Origin of the sequence: Pseudoalteromonas sp. DL-6 (genome assembly GCF_004328665.1) — a bacterium.
Classification (GTDB): domain Bacteria; phylum Pseudomonadota; class Gammaproteobacteria; order Enterobacterales; family Alteromonadaceae; genus Pseudoalteromonas.
The window spans coordinates 2,711,130-2,733,369 of record NZ_CP019770.1 but is presented as its reverse complement, the minus strand read 5'-3'; the positions used below and the strand labels follow the sequence as shown (position 1 = coordinate 2,733,369).

The 22,240-nt window shown below is 41.3% G+C and carries 19 protein-coding genes and 4 tRNA genes; 17 read left to right on the top strand and 6 right to left on the bottom strand.

All coding sequences use genetic code 11. The features are described from left to right. Nucleotides 1-135: 135 nt before the first annotated feature. Nucleotides 136-1,362, bottom strand: a complete 1,227-nt coding sequence (gene srmB, locus B1F84_RS12790) for an ATP-dependent RNA helicase SrmB (RefSeq protein WP_076918424.1) — start codon at nucleotides 1,360-1,362, stop codon at nucleotides 136-138. Nucleotides 1,363-1,438: 76 nt separating this feature from the next. Between srmB and B1F84_RS12785 the strand changes: the two genes are divergently transcribed. Both B1F84_RS12785 and B1F84_RS12780 read left to right on the top strand, forming a co-directional pair. Continuing rightward, nucleotides 1,439-2,137, top strand: a complete 699-nt coding sequence (locus B1F84_RS12785) for a methyltransferase (RefSeq protein WP_131691652.1) — start codon at nucleotides 1,439-1,441, stop codon at nucleotides 2,135-2,137. Between the two features lie 81 nt (nucleotides 2,138-2,218). Further along, nucleotides 2,219-2,677, top strand: coding sequence for a DUF2147 domain-containing protein (locus B1F84_RS12780; protein ID WP_131691651.1), 459 nt, complete (start codon nucleotides 2,219-2,221; stop codon nucleotides 2,675-2,677). A 49-nt stretch (nucleotides 2,678-2,726) separates the two neighbouring features. On the opposite strand, the gene fldB is transcribed toward B1F84_RS12780, so the two are convergent. Next, entirely contained in the window at nucleotides 2,727-3,248 is a 522-nt protein-coding gene (gene fldB / locus B1F84_RS12775) for a flavodoxin FldB (RefSeq protein WP_008467792.1), read from the bottom strand. 105 nt (nucleotides 3,249-3,353) lie between these two features. Between fldB and xerD the strand changes: the two genes are divergently transcribed. The 14 genes from xerD (at nucleotide 3,354) to B1F84_RS12705 (ending at nucleotide 17,618) form a co-directional block, all read left to right on the top strand. Continuing rightward, nucleotides 3,354-4,280: a site-specific tyrosine recombinase XerD gene (gene xerD, locus B1F84_RS12770; protein WP_131691650.1), complete on the top strand. Its 927-nt coding sequence runs from the start codon at nucleotides 3,354-3,356 to the stop codon at nucleotides 4,278-4,280. Between the two features lie 72 nt (nucleotides 4,281-4,352). Beyond that, the gene (dsbC, locus tag B1F84_RS12765; protein ID WP_131691649.1) at nucleotides 4,353-5,081 is read left to right on the top strand and encodes a bifunctional protein-disulfide isomerase/oxidoreductase DsbC; all 729 of its coding nucleotides are present in this window, start codon (nucleotides 4,353-4,355) and stop codon (nucleotides 5,079-5,081) included. 84 nt (nucleotides 5,082-5,165) lie between these two features. Then, nucleotides 5,166-6,887, top strand: a complete 1,722-nt coding sequence (gene recJ, locus B1F84_RS12760) for a single-stranded-DNA-specific exonuclease RecJ (protein ID WP_131691648.1) — start codon at nucleotides 5,166-5,168, stop codon at nucleotides 6,885-6,887. 145 nt (nucleotides 6,888-7,032) lie between these two features. Further along, a protein-coding gene (prfB, locus tag B1F84_RS12755) for a peptide chain release factor 2 (protein WP_131691647.1) occupies nucleotides 7,033-8,131 on the top strand; the annotation gives its coding sequence in 2 pieces (ribosomal slippage) (nucleotides 7,033-7,107 and nucleotides 7,109-8,131; 1,098 coding nt in all). A gap of 26 nt (nucleotides 8,132-8,157) precedes the next feature. After that, nucleotides 8,158-9,693, top strand: coding sequence for a lysine--tRNA ligase (gene lysS, locus B1F84_RS12750; RefSeq protein WP_008110670.1), 1,536 nt, complete (start codon nucleotides 8,158-8,160; stop codon nucleotides 9,691-9,693). Between the two features lie 354 nt (nucleotides 9,694-10,047). Next, nucleotides 10,048-10,230 carry a hypothetical protein gene (locus B1F84_RS12745; RefSeq protein ID WP_131691646.1) on the top strand — a complete coding sequence of 61 codons (183 nt, stop codon included), beginning with the start codon at nucleotides 10,048-10,050 and terminating at the stop codon, nucleotides 10,228-10,230. Nucleotides 10,231-10,358: 128 nt separating this feature from the next. Next, a tRNA-Ser gene (locus tag B1F84_RS12740) sits at nucleotides 10,359-10,451 on the top strand. Nucleotides 10,452-10,486: 35 nt separating this feature from the next. Beyond that, nucleotides 10,487-10,563, top strand: a tRNA-Arg gene (locus B1F84_RS12735). A 58-nt stretch (nucleotides 10,564-10,621) separates the two neighbouring features. Beyond that, nucleotides 10,622-10,698: transfer RNA gene (locus tag B1F84_RS12730), tRNA-Arg, on the top strand. Between the two features lie 43 nt (nucleotides 10,699-10,741). After that, a tRNA-Arg gene (locus B1F84_RS12725) sits at nucleotides 10,742-10,818 on the top strand. 602 nt (nucleotides 10,819-11,420) lie between these two features. Beyond that, entirely contained in the window at nucleotides 11,421-12,596 is a 1,176-nt protein-coding gene (locus B1F84_RS12720; RefSeq protein ID WP_131691645.1) for a DUF1343 domain-containing protein, read from the top strand. A gap of 9 nt (nucleotides 12,597-12,605) precedes the next feature. After that, on the top strand, nucleotides 12,606-14,273 hold the full coding sequence (gene pbp4b, locus B1F84_RS12715) for a penicillin binding protein PBP4B (protein WP_131691644.1): 1,668 nt from the start codon (nucleotides 12,606-12,608) through the stop codon (nucleotides 14,271-14,273). 91 nt (nucleotides 14,274-14,364) lie between these two features. Next, nucleotides 14,365-15,741, top strand: a complete 1,377-nt coding sequence (locus B1F84_RS12710) for a Na+/H+ antiporter NhaC family protein (protein WP_131691643.1) — start codon at nucleotides 14,365-14,367, stop codon at nucleotides 15,739-15,741. Between the two features lie 209 nt (nucleotides 15,742-15,950). Next, a complete protein-coding gene (locus tag B1F84_RS12705) occupies nucleotides 15,951-17,618 on the top strand; it encodes a P-loop NTPase fold protein (RefSeq protein WP_131691642.1) in 1,668 nt (555 codons plus the stop codon). Between the two features lie 84 nt (nucleotides 17,619-17,702). Here B1F84_RS12705 and B1F84_RS12700 read toward each other — a convergent pair whose 3' ends face one another. The 3 genes from B1F84_RS12700 to B1F84_RS12690 are packed head-to-tail and all read right to left on the bottom strand — an operon-like array spanning nucleotide 17,703 to nucleotide 19,538. Next, a complete protein-coding gene (locus B1F84_RS12700) occupies nucleotides 17,703-18,314 on the bottom strand; it encodes a hypothetical protein (RefSeq protein ID WP_131691641.1) in 612 nt (203 codons plus the stop codon). After that, nucleotides 18,301-18,891, bottom strand: coding sequence for a sigma-70 family RNA polymerase sigma factor (locus B1F84_RS12695; RefSeq protein ID WP_131691640.1), 591 nt, complete (start codon nucleotides 18,889-18,891; stop codon nucleotides 18,301-18,303). The genes B1F84_RS12700 and B1F84_RS12695 overlap by 14 nt, the downstream gene beginning before the upstream one ends. 14 nt (nucleotides 18,892-18,905) lie before the next feature. Beyond that, nucleotides 18,906-19,538: an energy transducer TonB gene (locus B1F84_RS12690; protein ID WP_131691639.1), complete on the bottom strand. Its 633-nt coding sequence runs from the start codon at nucleotides 19,536-19,538 to the stop codon at nucleotides 18,906-18,908. Nucleotides 19,539-19,856: 318 nt separating this feature from the next. On the opposite strand from B1F84_RS12690, the gene B1F84_RS12685 reads away from it, so the two are divergent. After that, on the top strand, nucleotides 19,857-20,711 hold the full coding sequence (locus B1F84_RS12685; protein WP_131691638.1) for a hypothetical protein: 855 nt from the start codon (nucleotides 19,857-19,859) through the stop codon (nucleotides 20,709-20,711). A gap of 80 nt (nucleotides 20,712-20,791) precedes the next feature. On the opposite strand, the gene B1F84_RS12680 is transcribed toward B1F84_RS12685, so the two are convergent. Beyond that, a complete protein-coding gene (locus B1F84_RS12680) occupies nucleotides 20,792-22,117 on the bottom strand; it encodes an MFS transporter (RefSeq protein WP_131691637.1) in 1,326 nt (441 codons plus the stop codon). Between the last annotated feature and the right edge of the window lie 123 nt (nucleotides 22,118-22,240).

The window sequence follows — 22,240 nt, the reverse complement described above, 5'->3', positions numbered from 1 at the left end:
TTGTTAAATGGTTATTCAGCTAAGTAGTTTTTACATATTACTTTGAATTGCTTACTCACTGTTTTAATAAAATTAATATAAGTCATAAAAAAGCCGACAGACGTCGGCTAAATTAAACAAGTTAGAAAACAAAGGTTACTTTTTCTTTTTAACCTTGGCTTTTTTCTTTGCTTTCATTTTTACTGGATCTTTACGCTTTTTAACCGGTGGCTTAGCTTCTTTATGCTTCGGCTCTAATCCTTTAAATACACGGCGTTTTAGCTTCTGCTCTATGTAACGTTCTACTTTGTAAAGAATACCAATGTCGTGCGCTTCAATTAGTGAAATCGCTATGCCTTTTTTACCTGCACGACCCGTACGACCAATACGGTGTACGTAAACATCTGCAGTGCGCGGCATATCAAAGTTAATTACATGGCTTATATCCGCTACATCAATACCACGCGCGGCGACATCAGTAGCTACCAAAATGCGAGTTTTGCCACTGTGGAAATTTTCCATCGCTTTCATGCGTTTATCTTGTGGCATTTCACCACGTAGCCACGCAGCTTTAACGCCGTTATTGGTTAGTTCACCAATAAGGGTTTCAAGACGCTCACGGGTTTTTACAAACACAATCGCTTTACTAACATCAGGGCCATTTAAGGTGTTAACTAATAGCTCAAGTTTATGATGGTAATCGTCGGCTAAATGAACCCATTGGTGTATTTTAGCTTTTTCTTTGCGTGATGATTCGGCTTCAAGTAGAGCAGGGTCGTTTAAAATACGCTCTGCAAATAATTCTACGCTGTCACCTTCAAGAGTAGCTGAGAATAAAAAGCACTGACGGCGATTTTTAGCTTCATCACAAATACGCAGCATTTCTTTACGAAAACCCATGTCGAGCATGCGGTCTGCTTCATCAAGAATGAGCATTTCTACGTTTTCTGCGTGGAAGTTTTCGGTTTCCAAATACTCCATTAAACGCCCAGGTGTGGCGATTAAAATGTCGTTATTATTTTCAAAAATTTCTTTATGTGTACCGTAGTTTATACCACCGGTAACCACCCCAATTTTTAAGTGGGTTTGCTTTGCAAGTAACTCACATTGTTCATGAATTTGATAAGCAAGCTCGCGAGTTGGGGTCATAATTAATACCCGTGCAAAGCCCGGATCACGACGCGGGAAATCCATTAAATATTGAATTGCTGGAATTAAAAATGCCGCCGTTTTACCCGTACCTGTTGGTGCAGACGCTAAAATATCGCGCCCTTGCAACGCCTCAGGAATGGCTTGTTGTTGAATGCTAGTGGGGGTTTCAAAACCCATTTTATTAATAGCATTAAGTAGCTTATCATCAAGATCAAATTCAGAAAATTGCATAGAGTGTCAAAAATAGGGGACAATTGCCGTTAATTATACGCACTTAAACCTACTTGGTGAATGAAAAGGTGAAAAAATGTCTGGTTTTGCATTTAAACAATTTAAGGTTGAGCACGACCAGTGCGCCATGAAGGTCTCTACCGATGGTATTTTACTCGGGGCATGGGCTGATTTAAACGGTGCAAGTTCGTTATTAGATATTGGCACAGGCACGGGGTTACTGGCGTTAATGTGTAAGCAACGAGCGCCACATTTAAAAGTGAGCGCAGTTGAGGTTGATGAAGCCGCCTACCAGCAAGCTTTACAAAACTGCCAGCAAAGCCCTTGGCCAGACATTAATATTTATCACCAGTGCGTTCAGCAGTTTGCGGCTGAGACTAAATTTGATTGCGTTATATCTAATCCACCTTATTTTAATCACAGTTTAAAAAGTGATAATGCAGCGCGAAATGCCGCTCGCCATACCGATGGTTTAAGCTTTGCAGAACTGATTGCTGCGTTTAAACGCTTAACGCATAAGCAAGCACGTTTTAATTTAATTTTGCCTAGTGAAGAGGCGCAGTTATTCATAACCCTGGCGCAGCAGCAAGGGCTGTATTTAAACGCGCATTGCCAAGTACAAGCAACGGCGCATAAATCTTTTACTCGCAGCTTAATGACCTTTAGCTATGAGCAAAGCGAAGTAAGCACAACTCAGTTATGTATAAGAGCCGATGATAATAGCTATACCTCACAGTATCAGGCGTTATGCCGCGAATTTTATTTAAAAATGTAGCGCGTTCTGGGTGTTTAAACAGTTTTGCATCTGGTTGTTTATTGTTACTATGGCTTAATTAATCGCTAATATAGTAACGCAATGAATTTATTGAATAAAAAAAGAGCTAACTCGCTGTTGATGGGATTTTTGGTCGGCAGTATTTTTGCCTCATTTAAGTTATTAGCTAACCCCACACCGGTTGGGCTTTGGAAAACCATTAATGAAGACACCAAAGAAGCAAAGTCGTACGTACGCATTACTGAACAAGATGGCGTACTGACTGGCAAAATTGAAACAATACTCAATAAAAATAAGCAAGATGCACTTTGCAGCGAGTGTGATGGTGATAAAAAGAATCAGCCTATGTTGGGTATGACCATTATTGAAAATGTAACGTATGCCGGAGATGGTCGTTGGGAAGACGGTGAAATACTCGACCCAAATAACGGTAAAACCTACAGCGTGCGTTTAACACCGCAGCAAAATGGCGAAAAACTTGAAGTGCGCGGTTATGTGGGCTTTTTTTACCGTAACCAATACTGGTTAAAAGTAGAATAGTTAAGGATTAAAAAGCGCTGCATGGCAGCGCTGTTTGTATACTAAATAGTTATAGGGTTTCAGCGTACTCTGTCATCACCTGTTCTACCCAGGTGGCAATGCGCTCGTCGCTTAGCTCGTACTGACTATCTTCGTCTAATGCTAAACCAACAAATTGTTTACCGTCTTCGGTAAGGGCTTTAGAGGCTTCAAATTCGTAATTACTGTCGTTAGGCCAAAAGCCAAGTTGAGTAATGGCTTGGGCATTTATTTCATCATGAAGCATACCTAATGCGTCTTGAAACCATTGGCCATACCCTTGCTGATCGCCCATGCCAAATAAGGCAATGGTTTTACCATTTAGGTCAACGTCTTTTATGTCGTCCCACTTTGATTCCCAATCTTCTTGAATTTCGCCAAAGTCCCACGTAGAAATACCAAAAATGATAAAGTCATATTGCTCAGCGTTTTTAAGCGGCTCGTCTTTAATATTATGTAAGCTGACAATGTCGGCGCCTATAATGTCGCGTATTTTTTCTGCCGCCATTTCGGTATAGCAGGTAGTAGAACCAAAAAATAAACCAATCTGCATCGTATTTATCACTGTGTAATTGCCTGTTATGATAGGCTCAAGTTTACCGTAAGGTATTTTTAATTGATACCTTCTCCCGTGGTATTACCAACATGAGATCACAACGTGACAACGCTATCTGACGATTTACCTGAACAAAATACTGAGCTAAGCAGCAATAGCGACTTTTTAGAAACCTTTCTTGATAGCCTCTATTTAGAGCAAGGTGTAAGTGAAAACACACTGAGCGCTTATCGCAGTGACTTAGATAAGTTTTGCCAATTTTTAAAAGGCGAAAACTTAATGACGGTAACCAGCCTCGACGTTGAAAGTTACTTAGCGCACCGTGTTGATTTAGGGCTAAAGCCACGCAGTACTGCGCGCAGCATTAGTGCATTAAAACGTTTTTATCAGTACTTTGTGCGTGAAAAAATAATTAGTGACTCACCTATGGTCAATATTGCTCAGCCTAAAGCGGGGCAGTCGTTACCAAAAACGCTTTCTGAGGCTGAAGTAGAGGCGCTATTAAGTGCCCCCAATACAGAAGAACCAATGGGTCTGCGCGACAAAGCCATGCTAGAGCTCTTGTATGCAACGGGCTTGCGGGTAACTGAGTTGGTGGGGCTGAGAATGGAGCAAATAAATTTGCGCCAAGCTGTGGTGTTTGTAAAAGGTAAAGGAAACAAAGAGCGGCTAGTGCCTTTAGGTGAAGAAGCTATGTATTGGCTCGAGCAGTTTTTAAAGCTCGGGCGCGCGCAAATGATAAAACACGCCACTGATTTTGTATTTCCTTCTAAACGAGGGGTAGGCATGACACGACAAACTTTTTGGCATCGGATTAAACACTATGCTATTTTGGCATCCGTTGAGTCGCCGTTATCACCCCATACCTTGCGACATGCATTTGCAACGCATTTATTAAATCATGGGGCTGACTTGCGTGTGGTGCAGATGATGCTTGGCCACAGCGACCTATCAACTACCCAAATTTATACGCATGTAGCGAATGAGCGATTAAAATCGGTGCATGCTGAGCATCATCCTCGTGCTTAAGCGAATTTTTTTGTCACTAAGCCGGTCATATAGACACGATAAGATAAGTATTTTTAGGATAGAGAACCCGTTATGAAAAAATTAATGTTAGCAGGTGCCATGTTGTGCACTAGTTTGAGCGCTTTTGCTAATAGCGTTGTAGTCACTCCGGATGCTACAGATCCTATCGTGACAAAATTTGCCGCGCTAGGGGTAACTGTTAAACAAATTAACCCAAGCCCAGTTGCAGGCTTAAAAGAATTGATCACTAATAAAGGGGTACTATATGCAAGCCCAGACGGTCAATTTTTAATGCAAGGTACACTAATCGATTTAAACAACCGTAGTAATTTGACCGAGCAAGCACTTAACGGTGTGCGCCAATCAGGGTTAAAAGAATACGAAGATTCAATGATCGTGTATAAAGCGCCAGAAGAAAAACACAGCATTACCGTGTTTACCGATATTAGCTGTGGTTACTGTCGTAAATTACACCGTGAGCTTGATGACCTACTTGAATCGGGCATTACGGTTAAATACCTAGCGTTTCCACGCGGTGGCCTACAAGGGTCAGGTTATGCTGATTTAATGAATGTATGGTGTGCTAAAGATCAGCAAGGAGCACTTACTGAAGCTAAATCGGGTGCAGATACACAAATTGTAAAAGGCTGTAGCGCCCCTGTAGCAGAGCATTACCAATTAGGCCAAAGTTTTGGTATTAGTGGTACACCGGCTATTATTTTAGAAGATGGCACCATGATCCCAGGCTACCAACCAGCAGCCGCATTAAGCGCTGCGCTTGAGGCCAACAAAGCAGGTTAATTAAAAACCTGAGTAACTGTTTAAAAAGGCCTTTATGGCCTTTTTTTGTCTTTTTGTTATGAACATCATAAGTTAAAAACCAGCATGAAAAAAATGATCATCGCGCGAGAACCCGTTGACGACTCTCACCTACCAAGTCATCTACACCCTGTTATTAAGCAAATTTATGCCACGCGTAACGTCTGCCATGCTGATGAATTAAATAATAGTGCGGCCACTTTACTCGACTTTAAATTATTTAAAGATATAGACAAAGCCAGCCAGCTGTTAATTGAAGCCCTACACGCACAAAGCAAAATACTTATTGTGGGCGACTTTGACGCCGATGGCGCAACCAGCACCGCCACCTTAATGCAAGGGCTGGCCATGTTTGGCTTTACCCATTTAGATTACTTAGTGCCAGACCGCTTTAGTCTAGGTTATGGTTTAAGCCCAGCATTGGCTGAGCAAATAGTGACTATTCAGCCTGATTTAGTGATCACCGTAGATAACGGGATTTCGTGTGTTGCAGGCATTGATATTGTTAAAGCTGCAGGCATTAAAGTGCTGGTAACAGATCACCATTTACAAGGTGAGCAACTGCCTAATGCCGATGCTATTGTTAATCCTAATCGCCATGACTGTGATTTTCCCTCTAAGTCGATAGCCGGTGTTGGGGTGGCGTTTTATTTACTTATCGCACTGAGAAGTGCGCTGCGTGAACAAGGCTACTTTAACCAACATCCTATGCCGAATATTGCTGATTTGCTTGATATTGTAGCGCTAGGTACGGTGGCCGATGTGGTGGCACTGGATGCAAATAACCGTACGTTAGTACATCAAGGGCTGGCTCGAATTCGCAGCGGTAAAACCCGCCCAGGTATCACCGCACTGATTGAAGTGGCTAATCGCAATGCAGCTCGTTTGAGTGCCAGCGATTTTGGCTTTTCATTAGCGCCGCGTTTAAATGCAGCAGGGCGTTTAGATGATATGAGCCTAGGTATAGCCTGCTTACTCAGTACCGACATAAATCAAGCTAGGCGCATAGCTGGCGAGCTTGATAGCTTAAACTTTGCTAGACGTGAAATAGAGCAAGGTATGCAAGTAGAGGCGCAAGCTGTGCTTGATAGGCTGGCATTTAAAGAAGACAGTGTGCCTGATGCTATTTGTTTATATCAAGACGATTGGCACCAAGGCGTTATTGGTATTTTAGCGGGGCGCTTAAAAGAAAAATACCATCGCCCAACCGTGATATTTGCCGGTGGCGAAAATGGTGAAATTAAAGGCTCATGTCGCTCTATTGAAGGCTTGCATATGCGCGACCTACTAGAGGGATTAAACACTGCGCAACCCGGTTTAATTAATAAATTTGGCGGCCACGCAATGGCAGCAGGTTTAAGTATTAACGAGCAGCAATTTACTGAGTTTAAACGCGCGTTTGATAGTGCGGTTAGCGAGCAACTCAGCGAAGAAAGTAAACGCTGCATTGTGTTTACCGATGGTGAGCTACCTAATGATTGCTTTAGCATGGATTTTGCGCAGCTTTTAAAACAATCGGGGCCGTGGGGGCAGCAGTTTCCTGAGCCGATATTTGAACACACCTTTGAAGTAATCCAGCAGCGTATTGTGGGTGAAAAACACTTAAAGCTGGTATTAAAGCATCAGTCTGCACGCTTAGTGGATGCCATTGCCTTTGGCATTGATGTTAAAGCGTGGCCAGATACCGAGGCGCAGTTTGTTAAAGTAGCGTACCAACTCGATATTAACGAGTTTAGAGGTAAGTTTAGCTTACAACTTATAGTTAGAGAGCTTGAAAAAGTGGCTTAAAAAATATCTTCAAACCATGCATAAAAGGCTAATAAAACGCGCGGTTTTTTGTTAAAATCGGGCGTTTTTATTATTTGATGATTTTTAATTGCGCTCGGTCTCTTTTTTAAGTGCGCAATAACCTAGCCATTTTGGAGTAATGTACATGTTTGAAGTGAATCCTGTGATTAATCAAATCAAGGAAATTCGCGAACGTACTGAACTGCTTCGGGGGTACCTTTGACTACGCTCTTAAACAAGAACGTTTAGAAGAAGTTAACGCCGAACTTGAAGATTCAGCCGTATGGAATGAGCCTGAGCGCGCACAAGCCCTTGGTCGTGAAAAGTCTGCACTAGAAGCCGTGGTTGAAACCATAGACACATTAGTAGCCGGTACTGACGACGTTGAAGGTTTAGTAGAGCTTGCTGTGGAAGCTGAAGATCAAGACACTTTTGATGAAGCGCAGAGCGAACTAGCTGATTTAAACCAGCAGCTTGAAGGGCTTGAGTTTCGTCGTATGTTTTCAGGTACTCACGACTCAAACGATGCTTACCTTGATTTACAGTCAGGCTCTGGCGGTACTGAAGCACAAGACTGGTGTAATATTTTACTGCGTATGTACTTACGCTGGGGTGAAGCAAAAGGCTTTAAAGTGGAGCTAGTTGAAGCGACCGATGGTGATGTTGCTGGTATTAAAGGCGCAACGGTACGTTTTTCTGGCGAATACGCTTATGGCTGGTTACGCACTGAAACAGGCGTACACCGCCTAGTTCGTAAAAGCCCATTTGATTCAAGTGGCCGTCGCCATACCTCGTTTGCTTCTGCGTTTGTTTACCCAGAAGTTGATGACAACATTGAAATTGACATTAATCCGTCTGACTTACGTATAGATGTTTACCGTGCATCAGGCGCGGGTGGTCAGCACGTAAATACCACTGAATCGGCGGTACGTATTACTCACGTACCAACCAACACCGTGGTGCAATGTCAAAACGAGCGTTCACAACATAAAAATAAAGCCCAAGCAATGAAGCAATTAAAAGCGAAATTATTTGAGCTTGAGCTACAACAGCAAAATGCTGAAAAGCAAAGCCAAGAAGACAACAAGTCTGATATTGGCTGGGGAAGTCAAATTCGTTCATACGTACTTGATGACTCGCGTATTAAAGATTTACGTACTGGCGTTGAAAACCGTAACACACAAGCGGTACTCGATGGCGACCTAGATAAATTTATTGAAGCCAGCTTAAAATCTGGTTTATAACCACCAAGCTAAAAAAGAGCTAAAAAATGACTGATCAAATCCAAGACGAAAATAAGTTAATCGCTGAGCGTCGCGGCAAATTAGACGCTATTCGCGAAAATTGCCCAGCCAACGGTCATCCAAACCAATTCCGTCGTGAGCATTACACGGCAGATTTGCAGGCTGAGTTTGGTGATAAGAGTAAAGAAGAGTTAATCGAATTACAGCATGTAGTATCGATTGCGGGTCGTATTCTTGCTAAGCGTGGTCCATTTATGTCTATTCAAGATATGAAAGGCCGTGTACAAGTTTACGCATCAAAAGACGTACAAAAAGATTTAAAAGCAAAATATGGCCAACTCGATATTGGCGATATTATTGGTGTTAAAGGTCCGCTTAATAAATCGGGTAAAGGCGATTTATACGTAGATATGGCTGAGTACGAACTACTGACTAAGTCACTTCGCCCGCTACCAGAAAAATTCCATGGCTTATCAGATCAAGAAACTAAATACCGTCAACGTTATGTTGATTTAATTACTAACGAAGCAACGCGTGAAACATTCCGTATTCGCTCACAAGTGGTTGAAGGTATTCGTCGCTTTTTAGCAGACCGCGACTTTATGGAAGTAGAAACGCCAATGCTACAGGTTATCCCTGGTGGCGCATCGGCACGTCCGTTTGTAACTCATCATAATGCGCTTGATATCGACATGTACTTACGTATCGCGCCTGAGCTTTACTTAAAGCGTTTAGTCGTTGGTGGTTTTGACCGTGTATTCGAAATTAACCGTAACTTCCGTAACGAAGGGTTATCAACGCGTCACAACCCAGAATTCACTATGATTGAGTTCTACCAAGCGTACGCTGACTACATTGATTTAATGAACATCACCGAAGATATGTTACGTACAGTAGCAACTAACGTATTAGGTAGCCCAATTGTGGTTAACACCACTAAAGATGAAAACGGCGACGTTGTTGATTCAGTAGAGTATGACTTTGGTCAACCGTTCACACGTTTAAGCATGGCAGATGCTATCTTAAAATATAACCCTGAGTTTGATGCTGCGGTATTTAACGACCCAGAAAACCACTTTGAAGAATTAAAAGCGTACGCTAAACAAGTACACGTTAAAATTCCTGAAAACTGCGTATGGGGCCCAGGTAAGTTCTTATGTGAAATATTTGAAGAAACGGCTGAGCATATGCTCATCCAACCGACATTTATTACTGGTTACCCGTGGGAAGTATCGCCATTGGCACGTCGTAACGACGAAAACCCATTTGTAACTGACCGTTTTGAGTTTTTTGTTGGCGGACGTGAGCTTGCAAATGGTTTCTCAGAGCTTAACGATGCACAAGATCAAGCTGAGCGCTTTACTCGCCAAGTTGAAGAGAAAGACGCCGGTGATGATGAAGCAATGCATTACGATGAAGATTACATTCGCGCACTTGAGTATGGTTTACCACCAACGGCAGGTGAGGGCATTGGTATTGACCGTTTAGTGATGCTATTTACTGACTCATCAACTATCAAAGATGTTATTTTATTCCCGCACATGCGCCCACAAGCTGACTAAGCTTGAAGGAATAAACTAAAAAATTATTAACGCCGCTAATTAGTGGCGTTTTTTTTGCCCTATTGTTTGTGAGACATTGCTTAAACTTTCCATTAGGGCTTTTAATTAATAAGTACTACACTGATAATGAAGTGTAAGTATAAAGGGGTGTTAACCCTTAATTCAGTTTCATTATCATAAAGTTGGCCGACTGCTTAGTAACATAAAAGCAGTACTATAACTTTTTGGTATGATTGTTTTTTAAACATTATGTTGTATTTATGTGAATTTTTTAGCTAAAATATGACCGGAATTTGTACACGGTCATTCTTAGTCGTAAAAAATAAAAATTTCTAAAGGACTTAGAGAAATAATATGAAAGTTAAACGAGTAGAATCTTTACCCGATGAGAGCACCACAGAGCAAGAGCGACAAGCTTATTACCGCGCGTGTATTGCTGAGTTTCAGAAGTTAGGCTACCAAGAGCAATATCTTGCTGAACTTACTGACGAACTAGTGCCAGTGATGGGCGTAAACTCAAGCACTTCAAATACCTAATCTGATTAATTTTCAAACTAATTACACTTTAAAACCAGACATGTGTGCAATCTATAGCCATATAGTCACTTTTGTCAGAAAAGTGTTTGACATATTTTCTGAAATCTTTATTATACGCCCCACAAGACGGAGAGGTGTCCGAGTGGCCGAAGGAGCTCCCCTGCTAAGGGAGTATAGAGTTTGTAGCTCTATCGAGGGTTCGAATCCCTCCCTCTCCACCATTTCTTAAATGGCGAAATCTTGTAAAATAAAGTATGGGCGCATAGCTCAGCTGGATAGAGTACCTGGCTACGAACCAGGCGGTCGGAGGTTCGAATCCTCCTGCGCCCACCATACTTTACTCTCTTTTAGAGAACGCTCTGCTTAGAGTTAAAACAAGCAAAATGAAAGTGGGCGCATAGCTCAGCTGGATAGAGTACCTGGCTACGAACCAGGCGGTCGGAGGTTCGAATCCTCCTGCGCCCACCACTTTCAACTCTCACTTAGAGTATAAATAAGTAAATATGAAAGTGGGCGCATAGCTCAGCTGGATAGAGTACCTGGCTACGAACCAGGCGGTCGGAGGTTCGAATCCTCCTGCGCCCACCACTTTCTATTACTACAAAAGTTAATAGAAAAGAAACCGACGAAAGTCGGTTTTTTTATGTCTGAAATAAAGTGAATATGGAAAAGTAGTAAGCTACGAACCAGACGGTCGGAGGTTCACTCTTAGAAGATACGTCCTGCGCCCACCACTTTCATACATAAGCCGACATTAAGTCGGTTTTTTTGTGCCTAAAATTTGAGAAAGTCTTCAGCTATCAGTTAAACCCAACTAAATACCGCAGTTAAAATTTTAAGCAGACGTAGAGCTTGCTTACATTGAAAGCGTCGCTTTTTATTTATAATGTTTTAATCATTTCTCTAAAAGCGCAACGCCTCTTAACCTCTTTGTGAATAACGCCCTTAAAAACTTAAATATACAAAGAACTTGCTTATATTAGCAGCACAGCTTCTCATTGCTAAAACCTAAAACCTAAAACCTAAAACCTAAAACCTAAAACCTAAAACCTAAAACCTAAAACCTAAAACCTAAAACCTAAAACCTAAAACCTAAAACCTAAAACCTAAAACCTAAAACCTAAAACCTAAGCTGCTCTTTAAACTCGGCTGTGTTATTTTAAACGTCTTGTTTAAAAGGATCTTGCCGTATGTTTAAAACCGTATTTTTTATATTCTTATTTATTTTAAGCGCACTTTTTACTGTTGCTACACATGCAAATGAGGCTAAACATACAATCGCCGTAGGTGCAGAGCAGTTTGCTTTGTACTTACCGCAATTAAAAAATAAACGTGTAGGGCTGGTGGTCAACCAAACCTCTCTTGTGGGGCAAACGCATTTAGTTGATAGCTTGCTGGCTAAAAACATCAATATTACTAAAATTTTTGCACCTGAGCATGGCTTTCGAGGCGATCATGACGCGGGAGCGCATGTACAAAACGCCGTTGATAGCAAAACCGGTATTCCACTGATTTCTATTTACGGAAAAAACAAAAAACCAAGCGCCAAGGTGCTAAGCGATATTGATATCATTATTTTTGATATTCAAGATGTGGGCGTACGTTTTTATACTTACATTAGCTCTATGCATTACATGATGGAGGCCGCTGCTGAGCAGGGTGTTGAATTTATTGTACTTGATAGACCAAATCCTAATATTAGCCACATTGACGGGCCAATTTTAGAGCCGCAGTTTAAATCGTTTGTGGGTATGCACCCAATCCCTGTATTACACGGTATGACGGTAGGCGAGCTAGCTAAAATGATCAAAGGCGAGGGCTGGATCAATCAAGCGGCTGAGTTACAGCTGAGCGTCATTGCTGTTGATCATTACACCCGCACAACACCATATAGTTTGCCAGTAAAACCAAGCCCTAATTTACCCAACGATCAGTCAATAGCGCTGTATCCCTCGTTGTGCTTTTTTGAGGCAACGCCCATTAGTATTGGTAGAGGTACCGACTTTGCATTTCAGGTTATTGGTTATTCACCGATAGCACTTGGGGACTTTAGCTTTACCCCTCGCTCAATAAAAGGCGCAGCGCTTAATCCTAAATTTAAAAACCAGCTAGTGAAAGGGATTGATTTACGCCATAGTGATACCACTGGCTTAAACTTAAATTATTTAATTAATGCTTACCAGCAACTGACTGAGGCTAAAAAGCTGTTTTTTGAGCGTGCCGACTTTATGGATAAACTCGCAGGAACTGATAAATTAAGACTCGCCATAGAAGCAGGTGAGTCGGCAGCGCAAATTAAACAAAGCTGGCAAGCGGGGCTTGAGCAATTTAAACAGCAAAGAGCGCCTTATTTGCTCTACCAATAAGGAATGTGTGTGTATTTAAATTTTTCCGTGCTAGCAAAGCGTACTTTTTTTAACGCGCTGACTATTGCGCTTTGCTTTATTATTACCGGTTGCAGTGGCGCAAGCAGTGCAATTAAATCTCAGCGCCCGTTTATTCCTAATCAAATACAGAGCCTCGCTAATGCGCAAGTTATTGCCACCTTTCCTGAGCCCAACCCCAGTAGCCGAGAATATGTAAATAATCGTGGCACCTTTAAAGCGTATAAAGGGCGCGGGCAATTATTACTACAAAATGAAAGCGCCTTAAGTGCCGATATTTATATTAATAATAAAAAGTTAGCGCTTGATACCCTGCAAAAAAATACTGAGTATGCCTTTAATTTAGGGCAGTACACTCACAACGGAGTTAACACTTTTAAGGTTGATAACATTCAACCTGCTGACGGCAGTTTAACGCTGCGATTTGCCTTTGCTACTCTAAATAGCTCAGCGGCTAAAACTATTGATTTTAGTGCCGTAGATAAGCTAATAGAAAAAGATGTAAGTGAGGGCTTTCCTGGTGCGGTATTAGCGGTAATTAAAGCAGGTAAGATATTAAAATTAACCGCTTATGGTGATGCCAAGCAATATCAGCAAAATGACTTAATGTTATTACGCCCAGAGCCCATGCAAACAAATACACTCTTTGATTTAGCCTCAAACACCAAAATATTTGCCACTAACTTTGCGCTAATGAAGCTTGTGAGCGAAGGGCGGTTAAATATAAATAATAGGGTGAGTGATTACCTAACAGAATACCAAGGCGATGGACGAGAGCTGCGCCAAGTTAAAGATTTACTCACTCATAAAGCCGGTTATCCGCCAGTGTTCGACTTTCATCGAAAAGACACCCGCTATGGCGAAGCGTTTTTTTCACAAACCAGCGACACCACCAAACTATTACTACTCACCAGCGTGCCATTAGCTAGCGAGCCAAGCGCCCAGCATGTTTACTCTGATATTGATTACATGATTTTAGGAGTTTTAATTGAGCGTATTAGCGGCCAACCGCTCGACGAATACCTAGAGCAGCATATTTACGCGCCTTTAAAGCTTAACAACACTTTATTTAACCCGCTTAAAAAAGGCTTTAATCGTCAGCAGTTTGCCGCCACGGAGCTAAGTGGAAATACCCGCGATGGCCGTATTCATTTTGATAATATTCGCACCAATGTATTGCAAGGGCAGGTACATGATGAGCGTGCTTTTTATTCACTTGATGGTGTAGCAGGCCATGCAGGACTATTTAGTAATGCCCCCGATTTAGCCGTTTTATGCCAAGTGTTACTCAACAAGGGCGGTTACGGCGATAAGCAAATTTTTAATGCCAGTAGTTTGGCGCAGTTTTTAACCCCACAAAGTACCGATGAAACCTACGGCTTAGGCTTTCGTCTTGCAGGAAATAATCAAGCGCGGCGCTGGCACTTTGGCCCGTATGCCAGCCCACAAGCTTATGGACACACAGGTTGGACTGGCACAGTAACTGTGATTGATCCCGCTTACGATTTAGCCATCATCTTACTTACCAATGCACGCCATTCACCAATTAAAGGTAGTGAAAAACGTTATCAGTTTGTAGGTAAGAATTTCGAAACCGCCCAGTATGGTTCTATCGTTTCGTTAATTTATGAGGCGCTGTTAAATCAGCAAACTCAGTGAGTGACTTAATGATGTAAATCTATTAAGTTAACTGTTAACTAACCAAGGCTGTTAAAGCCGCGTTTATTATAAAAATTAAAAAGGTTTAGCTATGTCTTGGTATTCTATTTTGCCACCACTGATTGCCATTATTATTGTGTTTTGGCGCAAAGAAGTCATTATGGCGCTGCTTGTTGCGGTAATTTCATCGGAATTTTTACTCGCATTACAAGGTGAAGGAAATAGCGTATTTACTACGTTTTTAAATAGCATTGAGCGCATAGTTGCTGTGGCCAGTTCTCCCGGTAATACCCGTATTCTCATATTTAGTATTTTAATAGGTGCCTTACTTGCCTATATTCGCGAGTCTGGCGGTGTTGCTGCTACTGTTAATTTGCTGATGAACAAAGGCGTTGCTAAAAGTAAGCGCCAAGTGGGCTTTTTAACTATGTTTACCGGCGTTGCGGTATTTATAGAGTCAAACTTAAGTGTGCTTACCTCGGGTATTTTATCTCGCGGCCTGTTCGACAAATTTAAAATGAGCCGCGCGCGTTTAGCTTATATAATCGATAGCACCAGCGCCCCTGTGTGTATTTTAATTTTATTAAATGGCTGGGGTGCATTTGTACTGGGCTTGTTAGGTAATTACGAATTAGGCGAGTCGGCAGTATCGGTATTGTGGGGCAGCGTAGGCTATAACTTTTACGCCATAATTACCTTGGTTATTGTTTTTTATACCATTGCGTTCGATAAAGTACACGGGCCAATGAAAGTAGCCGAGCAAAAGTTAGAGTTACAAACAACCGAGCTAAAAGAAGAAGTAAAAGGCTCTAAAGCACGCTATATGTTGGTGCCATTACTTACGCTGATTGTGAGCATGGTCGGTTTTATGTTTTACACTGGTAACGGGGTACTTGCCGAGGGTAGTGGCTCAAAATCAGTATTGTATGCCACTGTGTTGGCTATTGTTGTGGCCTATTGTTTAATGATTAGTTCGCGCCAGTTTACCCACCACCAATTAGTCGATACTGGCTTTAAAGGCATGGGTGAATTACTCCCACTGGTAAGTATTGTATTGCTCTCGCTCACCTTGGGTGCAAGCTTAAAAGAGCTAGGTACAGGCGTGTTTGTGGCATCTTTGGTTGGCGATTACTTACCAATATATTTAATAGTACCAGTACTGTTTTTAACTGGCGCGGTTATGTCGTTTACTACAGGCACATCATGGGGCACATTTGCCATACTTATCCCCATTGGCGTACCGCTTATTCAAGCGCTTGGTTTACCGCCATCGCTGGTGGTAGGCGCTATTTTAGGTGGCGGCATATTTGGCGATCACTGCTCCCCTATATCCGACACCAGCGCAGTATCAGCTATTGCCTCAGGTTGTGATTTACTCACCCACGTTAAAACCCAATTACCCTATGCATTAGTAGGCGGTGGCCTAACGTTTGTAGCTTACTTAGTAACGAGCTTAATTGTTTTGTAGGTTGGGTTGAGCGTAGCGAAACCCAACAAAGTGAGTTAATCAAAAGCCTGCTTAGTGCAGGCTTTTTTGTTTAAGATTGATCACCACCGAGAACACCGAGGCGCTACGCGCTTCACAGAGATAAATAATAATAGCTTTTTATTAATAGGTTACGTTTATTGAATGTTGTATGGCACTATGTGAAAAAGAATGATTTAAAGGGAAATTAAATGCACGATATTAAAGACTTCAACTGGAGCAAGTCAACCAACCGTTCACTTGGGGAATATTTTCCTGCTGATAAATTAGATCGCGCTCGTTATGCCACATTCTTATCAAGGCTATTGGCTCAAGAAGGCTTTGACGAAAGTAAACCTGATGACCAAAAGAAAAACTATGTATTAAATCTCAATGCTGAATGGGGAGCGGGGAAAACCTATTTTCTTAAGCGTTGGTCACAAGAGCTAATTGTAAATTATCCCGTTGTATATATTGATGCTTGGCAGCAAGATTACTCAGACGATCCGTTTTTAACTGTAATTTCGGGGATTATTAAGCAGCTACAACTTCAGGCGAAATTTGATATAACTATTCCCAAAAGCGCAGTTTCGATGTTTAAGGCTGTAGCACCTGCTATTGCACAAGGTTTAACTAAAAAAATATCAGGTATAGATATAGATGAACTGCATGCACTGTTATTTTCCGATGATGAAATTGATAACGATCAGAATCAAAATACCAATAAGCTGACTGGTAGCGACTTTTCACCAGCAGTAAAAGCGCTTGCACAAAATTTGATTAAAGATCATGAAGCAAAGAATAAAAGCATCGAAGTAATCAAATCCAAGTTAGCAGACTGGGTAAGTAAGTTTGAAAAGCAGGAAGGTAAGTCGCTACCCATATTTATTTTTATTGATGAATTAGATCGCTGTCGCCCAAGTTATGCGGTCGAAATGCTAGAGACGATTAAACATATTTTTGATGTTAAAGGTATCGTATTTGTTGTGGCTACGGATACCGATCAGCTTCAACATACAATAAAATCAATATACGGTGAAGGGTTTGACGCTAAGGTTTATTTAGGCCGTTTTTTTAATAGTCGTTACAGTTTAAAGCGTCCTGTTTTAAAGGATTTTTTATCAGTACACAGCGATACAACTAAATTTGAATCTGCGTACTTAGAAAGTAAAAATATTGAAATATTTCCCTACACAAAGACACCAGAGATAGCTTTAGCTAATATTTCAGTTGTTCTAGATGCCTTTCAGGTATCAGCAAGAACAGCTATTCAAATTACTGAACGTATTACTGCCATTATTGCAAATTTACCAAATGGTAAAAAAGTAGATGTGCTTGTGCTCGCTATTTTGTTTTGTATCCATGAAAAAGACCACCCACTTTATGAGGAGATAATAAATGGTAGGTTCAAAAGAACAGAACGAGGTGATGAAAATAAGATCATAGATATTAGCCTAGCTGACTTCTTACAAAAGGATATATCAAAAGAGTATTTATTAGCCGAGATAATCTATTTTATTGAGCCACAGTCATACACCTCTCAATTCCATAACGGCCGTTTCGTTCCAAAAGATAATAAGTACTTTGAGGGAAATTACCCTATTTCACTATCTAAATTTATTGAGAATATTTTTTGCAGTATTTTTGTCTCAGAATCAAACCCTTATGATTTTTGGATTTCTTCTAGTGATGATGATTTAACGGAACTGCAATACACAGAAAAGGCGTTAGCAAAGCATAAAATAGAAGCTTCTCCAGAAGTTACTTTATTATGGCTTGACTATATCTATATCAAAGATGAATACAACAAAATTACCAAAGAGCAATATCGTGATTTTATAGAGCTTTCCTCACCATTAGATTATATGGGCGATAGTTAACTACCTTTGTGCAGCGCGAAGCGCCTCTGTGTTCTCGGTGGTAATTTATCTAAATTACCACCAATCTTAACTGAGCTAAACCACCTAAGCCCCGCACATCTTAACCCCAGCCCCAGCATGCTTCAGCGCAATAATCTGCCCTTTGCCGTTATGTGCCATGGCCAGCATATCACCCGTATTTATATTACTTTCAACTGCATGTTTTCCTTTTAAATCACTGAGCAGTGACTGCTTAATTTGTACGAGTACTTCGTCATTGCAGCTGGCTATGTACCAGTCGTTGTCGACCTTTACGAGCGTGCCGTATTCTATGTGGTGTTGTTGATGGCGGCGTAAGTCGTTTGCTAGTTGGGTGTCGAGCGCGCGTTTTTGTTGCGTTATAGTGCTTGCGTAGTTACCTGTTTGATCTATTTCATGCGTTGTTATAAACGAGTAGTCGTGTATGTCTATGGTGTTTAATACGGTTTTAGGGGAAGTATTTATCACGTTGTTACTGTCGAGCACTATAAAAGCCAGTAAGCCCAATGCGCAGGTAAGGCTCGTGAGTTGCAGGGCAAAGCCAAGCTTTTTAGGTTGTTTTTGGATTACGCTATGTTTTAACGCCTGTTGCTGAGCGTGCGAAAGTCTGGTGCGTGCTTTACGCTCGTTATAATGTTGTGTGAGCTTTTCATTAAACTGCTCATCAGGCTTGTTCATTATAATCTCCTAATAATTGTTTTAGGTTTTGTTTGGCGTAGCGTAGCCTTGTTTTTATGGTTTGGGCGTTGCTTTGCGTTATAAGCTCTATGTCGGCAAGGCTAAAGCCTTCTTGTTGTAAGGTGATGGCTTCGCGCTGCACAAAACTAAGTTGCTTGAGCGCAGCATTAAACGCTTCATAACTTATGTGTGTGTCGCCTATGTGTGAGTCACTACTTGTTAATTCACTTTGATTGTTATTTTGCGCAGGTAGTTGGCTGTTTTCGTCAAGCTCGACAAAGTGTTGCTGTTTGCGGTATTCGTCTATTAGGGTGTTGCGTGCGAGTTTAAATAACCAGGCTTTGGGCGTGGTTTGTGCTTGGTAAAGGTGGCGCTTTTCAATAACCTTTAGCCATGTTTGTTGGCTTACGTCGTATGCTAAATGTGTATTAGACTGGGTAACTAGGTAGTGATATAAATCGTTACTGTATAAGGCAATAAGCTGCTCTAAGTGGCGGTTGTCGCCACTTTTTGCATACCGCGCCATGCAGTCTTTGCTTGGCGCTTCAAATAACCATGACTTAATACTCAATAGCATAGGCGCTTATTCCTTTACTGCGAACTGTCTAATTTAAAATCAAGCTGTACGGTTTGACCTGTTTGTAATTGTGCCACACCTTCAATTACTTTTGGACGATATTTCCAGCGTTTAATAGCGCGAAGTGCTTCGCGATCAAATATGCGTTTTGGTTCAGCATTTACTACCGTGGCATCAATCACTTCACCAGTGGGTGAAATATTAAAGCTAAGTTGCACCCAGCCTTCTATACCATCACGTGCTGCGCTAGTTGGGTACTTTGGATTTATGCGCACAATGGGTGAAGCATCTCCCGTAGGGCGGGTCAGTGTTTGCTTCATATCGTTACCAAATCCGTCAATTACTATGGGTGGTGCAGTGCTTATTGCTGTTATTGGCTCATTACTAGGTGTTACACGTGGTGGTGCTTTAGGCGGCACTTTAGGTGTGGGTGGTGGCGGTATTCTTTTAATATGCGTGGTTTGTTTATCTTCTGGTGCTTGAAAAATCTCAACAGTAATATCATCACCCAATTTTATAGGTGCTCTTTGTTCGCCACTAATTAAGTATTGCATAAAGGCAAATGCAATAAAGGTCATCACAGCACCGCCAATAATAGCTGTTGATGTTTTGAACATGGGGTTTTTAGGAAATTCAAGTGTGTGCATAAGCCGCTCCAAATTAACTTATTATGTTGTTTCAGAGCTATAACGGCTGGCAAATAGAAAAGGGGTGAAATAGTTTTAAAATTTAATTAAAAATACAGGGGTAGTATTTAACCTATATAAAAGGTCTCTTGATTTTTTTATTTTGGGTTGGCTAAAAAGAATGTAGTTAATTTAAGGTTTGCCTGTTATTTTCTATTTTATCTACTCTAGGTAGATGAAATTTAGAGCTTTAAGTTGCTTCCCTGCTGTTGTTAGATTTTGCTTCTCAGTAGTGGCGGTGGCAACATTCAGGCATGCTCATTAAAAAGGATTTTATAAATGAAAAAAGCAATATTCGTTTTTTTATTATTTGTTAGTGCGTGTTCATATTTCGAAAGTGAAACAGAGCAAGCTAATCGTTTATCCAAAACACACCAAGTAGACATTCAAGCTGGTGAACCCCGTTTATTTTTCCCTGAACAATTTGCAGTTAGTGATGGAGAGCCTCCAATTCTTGAAATGGAAATGACTACGCTTGCAGATGCTTCTGAGTCACTCGATGGTATTGAGGCCGCATTAACGACCTATCCTCCAGGGTTTGTTGCTGAAGCAATTGACGCTATTTACCTTTCTGGACCTATGCTTATAGAGGGGGCTGCTGCTGGAGGAACCTATTCAAGTAATTCCATAATTCTAGTTAATCTCTCAGGATGGAATGGCATGAATTTTAATTTCGAAAATTCGTTGAAGGGGGTTCATCATGAATTAAGCTCGTTAGTTTATATACGTTCACCTTTCGTTATATTTGCATGGCAAGCTTTGCTGCCAAAAGACTGGAAACCCGCAGCATCTAATTTTGACGCGCTTACAAAGTATAAATCTGCACCCGATTATAACGCAGGCTTTTTGTCTGATTATGGTAAAACCTCTGTCGGAAACGACTTTAATATTTATGCTGAATTTGCCTTTGCTGAACCTGAAAAACTGCGGGAACTTGCCGCTACCTATCTAATAATAGCTAAAAAGTTGAGTTTGTTTATTACCGCGTATACGCAGTTTTCGGCTAAATATCAGCAAGACTTTGAAGATTATTTTGCGAGAACAGGTTTGAGTGATGTTGCTGTACAGCCTGAGAATTTTGAAATGACTATCCATTTAGATTTAAGCGATATTAAGCCACAGATAAGCCAGTAATGTATTAAGTAGTAAAAATAACAAAAAAGAGGGGAGGCTCCCCTTTTTTGTTATGCATTACTAATGCTTTGAATAGAAACTTAATTTTTCACGTCATCTTCGTGAAGATCTTTAAACAGCTCCCCTTGGGGATGCTCAAAAAATTCATCATCATCTTCATTTACTACCAACATTTGATCTTGCGCGGTGGTTTCTTCAATGCGCGGATCCATCGTAGCGGCCAGTGGCGAGTTTGTAACATCGGATGTACCGACCACATAATCACTGGGTTCAGGCTGTTCAACTTTTTGTTTTGAGTTAATAAAGGTCAGCAGTAAATACATGGCCACGGTTAATAGTGAAATAGACGCATACAATGCTGGGTGACCAAAGTAGCTCATAAGCTGTGCGTTAACTGTTGAGCCTATTGCAGCACCAGCGCCAAAAGCGACTAATAATGCAGATGATACGCCTACGCGTTCTTCGTCTTCAACCCGCGAATTGGCCAGTGCCGAACAAAGCGGATATAAAGTAAAGGCAAACAAACCAAATATAAAAGTGAGTATGTAGGCAATAGGCTGTGAGGTAGGTAATAAAAACAATGCCAAACTTACAATTCCGATAGCTGCTGCATTAGTACGAATTAACACACTGCGGCGAATACGGTCGGAGAGCATCCCCATAGGCCATTGTGCTAACAAGCCAGCAAAAATAGTCACCGACATAAAAATAGCAATTTCAGCGGCGCCAAAGCCAGATAGCTTAGCAAAAATAGGCGATAGACCATAAAAACTACCATTAATAATGCCCGCGAAATGCACCGCAGTAAGCGACTGAGGCACTTTTTTAGCGTAATCAAATAGGCTCATTTTTATCGGTTTTAACGGTTTTGGGTGAATTCTACGAGTGATAGAAATTGGAATAATGCCGATAGCCAACGCCATGCACACTAAAAATAGCGGCGCATACCCTAGCTCAGGAAATTGTGCGAGCGCTAGTTGCCCTAAAATCATGCCTAGGTAGGAGGTGATCATATAAAAAGAGAAGACTCGCCCGCGAGATTCAGGCGCTGATTGTTCGTTTAGCCAGCTTTCTAGCACCATGTAATTACACATCATACCTAAGCCAACAAACAGCCTTAAAGCAAGCCATATGTATAGGTTATCGCTCACCCCGTGGGCGGCCACGCAGGCTGTCACAGCAGCGGTACTGGCGGCAAAGGTTCTAATGTGACCTACCGATTTTATTAGGTGGTAACCAAGTTTAGAGCCCAGCAACAAGCCAAGGTAATAACACGAGGTCATTAAGCCTATCCAAAATGTGGACGTGCCTTGCTTACCTAAATACAGGGCTAAATAGGTTGTAAGTAAGCCGGTACCAATAATTAAAAATAAATTGGCAAAATACAGTGATGGAAATGATTTCATTAAAATGCAAATTATTGAGCTAAGACAATTAGATACTAGAGCAAGCATGAAGGTTTTCCAAGCTGTAAAAAATGTGTTCTGTAATAATGAACACTCAGCGTAAGAATATAGAGCGTTCGATAA